Below are 9,116 nucleotides of genomic sequence, written 5' to 3'. Positions count from 1 at the left end.
CTTGGGTGCGCCGATTGTATTTTGCATGAAGTGCCCCAGGAATAATGGAACAGAACATCACCCGGCGGTTGGCCCGCCGGGTGATAGAACCATCAGCGCACAGGTGGTGCGTATTGGATGCCGCCGTTGTTCCACAGCGCGTTCAGGCCGCGGTCGATAGCCAGTGGCGTGCTCTTGCCGAGGTTTTTCTCGAACACTTCACCGTAGTTACCTACTTGCTTGACGATCTGTACGACCCAGTCCTTCGGCAGTTTCAGGTCTTTGCCGTATTCACCGTCCGCGCCCAGCAGACGTGCTACATCAGGGTTCTTGGTGGACTTGGCTTCAGCTTCAACGTTCTTCGAGGTGACGCCCGCCTCTTCGGCGTTGAGCATGGCGAACAGGGTCCACTTGACGATGCTGAACCACTCTTCGTCGCCTTTACGCACCACCGGGCCCAAAGGCTCCTTGGAGATGGTTTCCGGCAGTACGACATAATCGGTCGGAGTCGCCAGCTTGCTGCGCTGTGCGTAGAGCTGGGACTTGTCGGAGGTCAGCACGTCGCAACGACCGGACTCCAGGGACTTGGCACTCTCATCGGAGGTGTCGAAGGTGATCGGGGTGTATTTCAGACCATTGCCGCGGAAGTAGTCCGACACGTTCAGCTCAGTGGTAGTACCGGCTTGAATACAGATAGTCGCACCGTCCAGCTCCTTGGCACTTTTCACACCCAGCTTGTTGTTCACCAGAAAGCCGATGCCGTCGTAATAAGTAACGCCGGCGAACATCAGGCCCATGCCCGCATCGCGGGAGCTGGTCCAGGTGGTATTGCGCGACAGCACGTCGATCTCGCCGGATTGCAGCGCAGTGAAGCGCTCCTTGGCGTTCAACTGGCTGAACTTGACCTTGGTCGCATCGCCGAATACGGCTGCGGCCACGGCACGGCAGACATCGGCGTCGATGCCGAGAATCTTGCCGGTAGCGTCCGGTACCGAGAACCCCGGCAGACCATCGCTGACGCCGCACTGTACGAAACCTTTCTTCTGTACTGCATCGAGGGTCGCACCCGCCTGTGCGAAACCGCTTGTAGCCAGTACCGTAGCCGCCGTAACGACGGCCAGGGTGGATTTCAACATCTTCATTCAAACCTCCAGTTTTGCTCTTGTTGTGTCGGAGCTTGAGTCCTGCCGCACCCTCATGAGGCGCTGTTGACCCGTGTCGGCTTTTTTATGGGGTCAAGCGGCGTAAGACCTTCGCTATGAGTCTAGTAGGAGAAATCCACGTAATGGGGGACCTACCTCTCACCAATCGGCCGAACGGGCTGTAGCCCTTTGCAGTTCACAGAGCCCGTAGCGGCCGTAGGTGAACCTGTATCAGAGGAGCTGGGTATGCCATCGCCCGCGGTAGCCTGTTAGTGTTACCGCCGGCAGAGCGTGCTATCACATCCGCTCCTCTTTCCGAGCCATAGCAAAGCCCGTACCACAGTTTCGGCTAAAGCGTTTCAGCCAGTGGTCAATAGCAAAACGTTCAACCGTGCGACATCTTCTTCACCGATCAACCGGGCGCGCCCCTTAACCTCGCACTCAATCAGCGCGCACGCACATATATGGAGCAGCCATGACCGAGCCCTTGATTCTTCAACCCAGCAAGCCCGCAGACGCCTGTGTGATCTGGCTTCATGGCCTGGGAGCGGACCGTTACGACTTCCTGCCGGTGGCCGAGATGCTGCAGGAAAAACTCTTGAGCACCCGCTTCGTCCTGCCCCAGGCACCGACCCGTGCCGTGACCATCAATGGCGGGTACGCCATGCCCAGCTGGTACGACATTTTGGCCATGAACCCGGCTCGCGCGATCAGTCGCGAGCAGCTTGATGAATCATCTGATGAGGTCATCAGACTGATCGAAGAACAACGCACCAGCGGGATAGACGCATCGCGAATTTTCCTGGCGGGTTTCTCTCAGGGTGGCGCCGTGGTACTGCACACCGCCTTCCTCAAATGGCAGGGTCCCTTGGGTGGCGTACTTGCCCTCTCCACCTACGCCCCGACCTTCAGCGATGAGCTGCAACTTTGCGCCAGCCAACAGCGGATTCCGGTGCTGTCCCTGCACGGCCAGTACGACGAAGTGGTGCAGAACGCCATGGGCCGCACCGCCTACGAGTACCTGAAACAGCATGGTGTCACCGTGACATGGCAGGAATACCCAATGGGACACGAGGTGTTACCGGAGGAAATCCGCGATATCGGCACCTGGCTGAGCGAGCGTTTGCGCTAGAAAAAACGCCTCGCGCCAGGACCACGAGCAACAGACTACGCCGCGCCCGTTTCTTGCATTACACTGGCCGGCGTACATTCCTTAACCAATTGATGAGATGACCGTGCTCAAAGCACTCAAGAAAATCTTCGGTAAAAGCGAGGCTGAGCCGCTCGCGCCAAGCCCCAGTGCCCCTTCCCCCAGTTCCAGCAGCCGTAATGACGGCCGTCAGCCGGAACGGAGCGCACCCGCTACCGCAGCTAAAAAAGAACCGGTGAACACACCGGCCGCCCCTTCCGCTCCCACAGCGCCGCGCCAAGAGAAGCCCAAGGCCGAGCAACCCAAACCTGAGCAACCGCGCCGCCCGCGGACGCCGAAACCAGCGGTCAGCACCTGGAAACTCGAAGACTTCGTGGTGGAACCCCAGGAAGGCAAGACCCGTTTCCACGACTTCAAGCTCGCTCCGGAACTGATGCACGCCATCCAGGACCTGGGTTTTCCCTACTGCACGCCGATCCAGGCCCAGGTACTGGGCTTCACCCTGGCGGGCAAGGACGCCATCGGCCGGGCCCAGACCGGCACCGGCAAGACCGCCGCGTTCCTGATCTCGATCATCACCCAGTTGCTGCAGACCCCGCCGCCGAAAGAACGCTACATGGGCGAACCACGGGCGCTGATCATTGCCCCGACCCGGGAACTGGTGGTGCAGATCGCCAAGGACGCCGCGGCCCTGACCAAATACACCGGCCTCAACGTCATGACCTTCGTCGGCGGCATGGATTTCGACAAGCAGCTCAAGCACCTGGAAGCTCGCCACTGCGACATCCTGGTAGCCACCCCGGGCCGCCTGCTGGACTTCAACCAGCGCGGTGACGTGCACCTGGACATGGTCGAAGTGATGGTGCTGGACGAAGCCGACCGCATGCTCGACATGGGCTTCATCCCGCAAGTGCGTCAGATCATTCGTCAGACCCCGCCCAAGAGCGAACGTCAGACCCTGCTGTTCTCCGCCACCTTCACCGAAGACGTGATGAACCTGGCCAAGCAGTGGACCACCGACCCGTCCATCGTCGAGATCGAGTCCGAAAACGTCGCCAGCGAAAACGTCGAACAGCACATTTATGCGGTCGCCGGGGCCGACAAGTACAAGCTGCTGTACAACCTGGTCACCGACAACGGCTGGGAACGGGTCATGGTCTTCGCCAACCGCAAGGATGAAGTACGGCGCATCGAAGAACGCCTGGTTCGCGACGGCGTGAACGCCGCCCAGCTGTCCGGCGACGTACCGCAGCATAAGCGGATCAAGACCCTGGAAGGCTTCCGCGAAGGCAAGATCCGGGTCCTGGTGGCCACCGACGTGGCCGGTCGCGGCATTCACATCGACGGCATCAGCCACGTGATCAACTTCACCCTGCCGGAAGTGCCGGACGACTACGTGCACCGCATCGGCCGTACCGGTCGTGCCGGGGCCGACGGCGTGTCCATCAGCTTCGCCGGCGAAGACGACTCTTACCAACTGCCGTCGATCGAAGCCCTGCTGGGGCGCAAGATCAGCTGCGAGATGCCGCCTGCAGAACTGCTGCGCCCGGTGGAGCGCAAACGTCCGCAAGCCTGATAGCAGGTGAGCCTTGAAAAACGCAGCCCGACCACAGGCTGCGTTTTTTTTTGCCTGGATATTGCCCACAGAAACTAAAAGTCCATAATGGACAAATAAGTTTAATTCTTTGGGAACGCCTACATGCCCAGCACGCCCTACCTGATTGCCCAGACCGAAGCCCGCCAGTTGCTCGCGCAAATCGACGTCCCGCAGATCCTGCGCAAACTGTTTCGCGACCTGGCCGCCGGACACGCCGTGCAGCCGGCGCAGCAGTTAGTGGAGTTCCCCCAGGGCGCCGGCGACTTCATCAACTACCTGGGCGTGCTGGCTGAAGATCGGGTCTACGGGGTCAAGACCTCGCCCTACATCGTTCGCGCCGAAGGCCCGCTGGTCACTGCCTGGACCCTGCTGATGTCCATGGACAGCGGCCAGCCCCTGCTGCTGTGCGACGCCGCCGAACTGACCACCGCACGCACCGCCGCCACCACGGCGGTCGCCGTCGATGCACTGGCCACGCCCGAGTCCCGGCACCTGGCAATCATCGGCAGCGGCGCCGTGGCCCAGGCTCATCTGCACTATGTGAAAGACCTGCGCCCATGGCAGAGCATCCGTCTCTACTCCCCAAGCCTGGCCAGCAAATCCGCCGAAGAGCTTGCGCGCCTCACGGCCCTCGATCCGCGCCTGCAAATCGTCCAGCAGCTTGAAGAGGCTGTCGAAGATGCCGACGTGATCATGCTCTGCACCTCGTCCGCCGGACCGGTCATAGACCCACGCACCCTCAGCAAGCCGGCGCTGATCACCTCCATCAGCACCAATGCACCGCGGGCCCATGAAGTGCCGCCCGCCGCACTGCAGCAGATGCAGGTCTATTGTGACTATCGCCGTACCACCCCGGGCTCGGCCGGCGAGATGCTGATTGCCGGCGAACAGCACGGCTGGGACAGCGCGGCAATTCTCGGCGACCTGCCGGAACTGCTGAGCAACCAGGCTCAACGCCCCAGTGCCGAACGCCATGTGTTCTTCCGCTCCATCGGCCTGGGCCTGGAAGACATCGCCCTGGCCAATGCCCTGTACCACCTGCGGCAGCCGCACTAAGGGCCCGTCACCTGCACTTTTCCAGGAGCTTTGAATGATCCAGGCAGACTTCATCATCATCGGCGGCGGTATCGCCGGGGCCTCCACCGGTTTCTGGCTGTCGCGCCACGGCCGCGTCATCGTGCTGGAGCGCGAGTCTCACCCGGCCTATCACTCCACCGGCCGCTCTGCCGCGCTCTACACCGCCGCCTATGGCACCGCCCAGGTGCGGGCCCTGACCCTGGCCAGCCGGGACTTTTTCGACCATCCGCCGGAGGGTTTCTGCGACCACCCGCTGCTGACGCCACGAGGGGAAATGACCGTGGACTTCACCGGCGATCCGGCCGAACTGAACAACCAGTACCTGAGCGCCAAGGCCACGGTGCCGGAGATGCAACTGCTGAGCGCCGACGAAGCCTGCGCTCGTCTGCCGATCCTGCGTCGCGAAAAGGTCCATGGCGCCCTCTACGACCCCAGTGCCAGCGACATCGACACCGACGCCCTGCATCAGGGCTACCTGCGGGGCATCCGCCGCCATCAGGGCCAGGTCTATACCGACCATGAAGTGCTGGGGCTGCACCGTGATGAACAAGGGCTGTGGCAGGTCCAAACCAGCGGCCAGGGCTTCAGCGCGCCGGTGCTGATCAACGCAGCCGGAGCCTGGGCCGATCAGATCGGCGCGATGGCCGGTGCCCGCCCCCTGGGCCTGCAACCCAAGCGCCGGGCGGCCTTTATCTTCGCCGGCCCGGAAGGGGTCGATAGCCACCGCTGGCCCATGCTGGTGAGCCTGGACGAATCCTTCTACATGAAGCCCGACGCCGGCATGTTCCTCGGCTCGCCGGCCAACGCCGACCCGGTACAGCCCCATGATGTGCAGCCCGAAGAGCTGGACATTGCCCTGGGCATCTACCAGATCGAAGAAGCCACCACCCTGAGCATTCGTCGTCCGACCCGGACCTGGGCCGGCCTGCGCAGTTTCGTCAGCGATGGCGACTTGCTGGCCGGTTTCGATCCACAGGTGCCCGGGCTGTTCTGGGTCGCCGGACAAGGCGGCTATGGCATCCAGACGTCTCCGGCCATGGGCCAGGCCAGCGCCGCCCTGGTGCGTGGCCAACCCCTGCCGGAACAGCTGGCCCGCTTCGGGCTGGAGTCCGCCATGCTCTCCCCTGCCCGCCTCGGTTGAACCCGCCCTCGGGGTGACGCGCCCGAACGATTGCGGCACACTCCCAGCGCCCGCTGACGGCGGGCGCTGAAGCCGCCTGGAGTACGACCCATGACCTCACCCGCAAAGGACCCTGCCCTGGACAATTTCCGGGCGATTGCCGACGCCATTGCCACGCTGTTCTTCCCCCATGCCGAGGTGGTGCTCCACGACCTGCGCACGCAGAAAATCGACTACATCGCCAACAATCTGTCCAAGCGCGAAGTGGGCGACGATGCGGCCCTGGAAGACCTGCTCAGTGGCGACCGCGACGAACGCAACATCGGACCCTATGAAAAGCTCAACTGGGACGGACAGAAAATCCGCAGCCTCAGCAGCGTGCTGCGCGACAGTCACGGCCAGCCACTGGCCGTGCTGTGCATCAACCTGAATATCTCGCTGTTCGAAAATGCCAAGGCCGCGCTGGACCTGTTTCTCTCACCCAGCAAACTGATTCCCCAGCCCGACTCACTGTTTCGCGACGACTGGCAGGAACGCATCAACACTTTCCTGCACAACTGGCTGCGCGAGCGCCAGCTGGGCCTGAACCTGCTGACCCGCGAACACAAGCGCGAACTGGTACTGGCCCTGCACGCCGAAGGCGCCTTCAAGGGCAAGAGCGCCTCCAACTATGTGGCCAACGTGCTGAACATGGGGCGGGCGACGGTGTACAAGCACCTGAAGGAATTGAAGGGACAATAAAGGTTCGCGAGCAAGCTCGCTCCTACACGCAATTGCACAACACCAGTAGGAGCGAGCTCGCTCGCGAAGGCGTCCTCAAGAACGCCACAATGTCTCAATCCCCATAAATATCCGACTTGAAGTACTTGGCCTGGATCTTCTGATATTCACCCTTGGCGCGAATATCATCGATGGCCTTGTTCAGCTCGCCCACCAGTTCACTGTTGCCCTTGCGCACCGCAATCCCGGCGCCCTCGCCGACGTATTTCGGATCTTTCAACTCAGGCCCGACAAAGGCGTAGTCGGCGCCCCGCGGCATCGACAGGAAATCCTCCAGGGGAATGGTGTCGGCGAAAATCGCGTCCAGACGCCCGGCCGCCAGGTCCATGTAGATCTCTTCGTTGTTGCTGTAGCGCACCACCTTGATGCCCTTGGGCTCGAAGACTTCGGTAGCGAAGCGATCGGTGGTGGTGGAGCGCTGCACGCCCACGGTCTTGCCCTTGAGGCTGGCGTACTGGTCGTCCACCACCGCGCCCTTCTTCATCACCAGGCGCGATGAAGTGAAATAGTACTTGTGGGTGAAATCCACGGATTTACGCCGTTCCGCGGTGATGGTCATGGAGGACAACGCGGCATCGATCTTCTTCACCTTCAGCGAGGGAATCAGGCCGTCGAACTCACCCTCGATCCACTCGCACTTGACCTGCATCTGCGCGCACAAGGCATTGCCGATGTCGTAGTCGAAGCCACCAATCTTGCCGTCGGCAGTCTTGAAGGCGAACGGCGGATACGCCGCCTCGATGCCCAGGCGCAAGGTTTTCTCGGCAGCCATCAGGCTGCTGCACGCCAACAGGCTCAAGGCCAGGCCACTGATGAGGGGGAGTTTTTTCATGTTCGTTCTCTCGCGGTTTGTTGTTGGTTTGGCAAGACAGAAGGAAGGGGTGAAACGGGGGACGCTGTAATTGTACTTGTAAATCCATACTGGACTTTTACGTACACATCGTCAACGGCGCGAACAGGCGCATTTCCCCAATGGCCACTGGGGAAATACACCGTCATTCAAGAATGGGTTGCAGGTCGCGAGCCTCAGGGGCTCAGTCTTTCCAGCGCGCGGCCGCCGCATGGTCGCTGTCGCGACCTTCTACCCAGCGCGGACCGTCGGCGGTGTTTTCCTTTTTCCAGAACGGTGCACGGGTCTTGAGATAGTCCATGACAAAGGCACAAGCATCAAAAGCCGCCTGGCGATGGGCACTGGCCGCGCCGACGAAGACGATGGGCTCTCCCGGCTCCAGGGCGCCGATGCGGTGCAGCACCTCCAGTTGCAACAGCGGCCAGCGCTGCCGGGCCTCGTCGGCAATCTTGCCCAGGGCCTTTTCGGTCATGCCCGGGTAGTGCTCCAGGAACATGCCGTGCACGTCCTGGCCGTCATTGAAGTCGCGCACGTAACCGACAAAGCTCACCACTGCGCCAACCCCGGTATCGGCGGCGTGCATGGCGTTGACTTCAGCCCCCGGATCGAAGGCCGCGGATTGCACACGGATCGCCATCTCAGCCTCCGGTCACTGTGGGAAAGAACGCCACTTCATCGCCGTCCGCCAAGGGTTCGTCCAGCTGGCACAGCTCTTCGTTGCGGGCACACATCAGGTTCTGTTCAGCGAGCACCGCAGCCCCATCACGGGACAACAGCGCCTGGCGCACATCGTCGACACAGGCAAAGTCGCCTTCGACAAGCACGCCATCGAGCCCCAGCGCCTCACGGTAGCGGGCAAAAAACTTCACCGAGATCCTCATGCGTCAGCCACCCGGTAATCGCCGCTCTTGCCACCGCTCTTCTCCAGCACCCGCACGCCTTCGATGATCATGCCGCGATCCACGGCCTTGCACATGTCATAGATTGTCAGCGCGGCGACGCTGGCGGCGGTCAACGCCTCCATTTCCACCCCGGTCTGCCCCGACAGCTTGCAACGCGCCACGATGCGCACGCTGTCCTCGCCTTCGGCACTGAGCTCGACCTTGACGCTGGTGAGCATCAACGGATGGCACAGGGGAATCAGGTCACTGGTTTTCTTCGCCGCCTGGATTCCGGCGATGCGCGCCACGGCGAACACGTCGCCCTTGGGGTGACCGCCACTGACGATCATTTGCAGGGTTTGCGGGAGCATGCGCACCCGGGCTTCGGCCACTGCCTCGCGGAAGGTCACAGCCTTATCGGTGACGTCGACCATATTGGCGCGACCTTGGGAATCGAGATGAGTCAGCACGGTGTTACTCCTGATCAGGTGGGCCGATTGTAAACCTGCGGGTCAGTTTTTCGCACGGGGCATCTGCCCG

10 protein-coding genes are annotated in these 9,116 nt (G+C 61.8%); 5 read left to right on the top strand and 5 right to left on the bottom strand.

Translation table 11 applies throughout. The features are described from left to right. Window positions 1–92: 92 nt before the first annotated feature. Window positions 93–1,121 (bottom strand): amino acid ABC transporter substrate-binding protein, encoded by a 1,029-nt coding sequence (locus BLX41_RS28410; RefSeq protein ID WP_041116089.1) that lies wholly within the window; start codon window positions 1,119–1,121, stop codon window positions 93–95. A 475-nt stretch (window positions 1,122–1,596) separates the two neighbouring features. Here BLX41_RS28410 and BLX41_RS28405 point away from each other — a divergent pair, with 475 nt between their 5' ends. The 5 genes from BLX41_RS28405 to BLX41_RS28385 all read left to right on the top strand — a co-directional run bounded on the left by BLX41_RS28405 (window position 1,597) and on the right by BLX41_RS28385 (window position 6,806). Continuing rightward, a complete protein-coding gene (locus tag BLX41_RS28405; RefSeq protein ID WP_123727566.1) occupies window positions 1,597–2,253 on the top strand; it encodes an alpha/beta hydrolase in 657 nt (218 codons plus the stop codon). Window positions 2,254–2,350: 97 nt separating this feature from the next. Then, window positions 2,351–3,847: an ATP-dependent RNA helicase RhlB gene (gene rhlB, locus BLX41_RS28400; RefSeq protein ID WP_123727565.1), complete on the top strand. Its 1,497-nt coding sequence runs from the start codon at window positions 2,351–2,353 to the stop codon at window positions 3,845–3,847. Window positions 3,848–3,970: 123 nt separating this feature from the next. Next, the gene (locus tag BLX41_RS28395; protein ID WP_123727564.1) at window positions 3,971–4,924 is read left to right on the top strand and encodes an ornithine cyclodeaminase family protein; all 954 of its coding nucleotides are present in this window, start codon (window positions 3,971–3,973) and stop codon (window positions 4,922–4,924) included. A 34-nt stretch (window positions 4,925–4,958) separates the two neighbouring features. Further along, window positions 4,959–6,086, top strand: a complete 1,128-nt coding sequence (locus BLX41_RS28390) for an NAD(P)/FAD-dependent oxidoreductase (RefSeq protein ID WP_123727563.1) — start codon at window positions 4,959–4,961, stop codon at window positions 6,084–6,086. A 90-nt stretch (window positions 6,087–6,176) separates the two neighbouring features. Further along, the gene (locus BLX41_RS28385; RefSeq protein ID WP_123727562.1) at window positions 6,177–6,806 is read left to right on the top strand and encodes a helix-turn-helix transcriptional regulator; all 630 of its coding nucleotides are present in this window, start codon (window positions 6,177–6,179) and stop codon (window positions 6,804–6,806) included. 94 nt (window positions 6,807–6,900) lie between these two features. Here the strand turns inward: BLX41_RS28385 and BLX41_RS28380 are convergent, their stop codons facing one another. The 4 genes from BLX41_RS28380 to moaC all read right to left on the bottom strand — a co-directional run bounded on the left by BLX41_RS28380 (window position 6,901) and on the right by moaC (window position 9,046). Further along, the gene (locus tag BLX41_RS28380; protein ID WP_123727561.1) at window positions 6,901–7,677 is read right to left on the bottom strand and encodes an ABC transporter substrate-binding protein; all 777 of its coding nucleotides are present in this window, start codon (window positions 7,675–7,677) and stop codon (window positions 6,901–6,903) included. A gap of 202 nt (window positions 7,678–7,879) precedes the next feature. Further along, complete coding sequence (gene moaE, locus BLX41_RS28375; protein ID WP_123727560.1) at window positions 7,880–8,332, bottom strand: molybdopterin synthase catalytic subunit MoaE; 453 nt, start codon at window positions 8,330–8,332, stop codon at window positions 7,880–7,882. A 1-nt stretch (window position 8,333) separates the two neighbouring features. Next, window positions 8,334–8,576 carry a MoaD/ThiS family protein gene (locus BLX41_RS28370; protein WP_103740995.1) on the bottom strand — a complete coding sequence of 81 codons (243 nt, stop codon included), beginning with the start codon at window positions 8,574–8,576 and terminating at the stop codon, window positions 8,334–8,336. After that, window positions 8,573–9,046, bottom strand: a complete 474-nt coding sequence (moaC, locus tag BLX41_RS28365) for a cyclic pyranopterin monophosphate synthase MoaC (protein WP_123727559.1) — start codon at window positions 9,044–9,046, stop codon at window positions 8,573–8,575. Before moaC ends, BLX41_RS28370 begins: the two co-directional genes overlap by 4 nt. Window positions 9,047–9,116: the final 70 nt, after the last annotated feature.

Source organism: Pseudomonas protegens (genome assembly GCF_003732485.1).
Classification (GTDB): Bacteria; Pseudomonadota; Gammaproteobacteria; order Pseudomonadales; family Pseudomonadaceae; genus Aquipseudomonas; species Aquipseudomonas protegens_B.
This window is presented reverse-complemented; position numbering and strand designations above follow the sequence as displayed.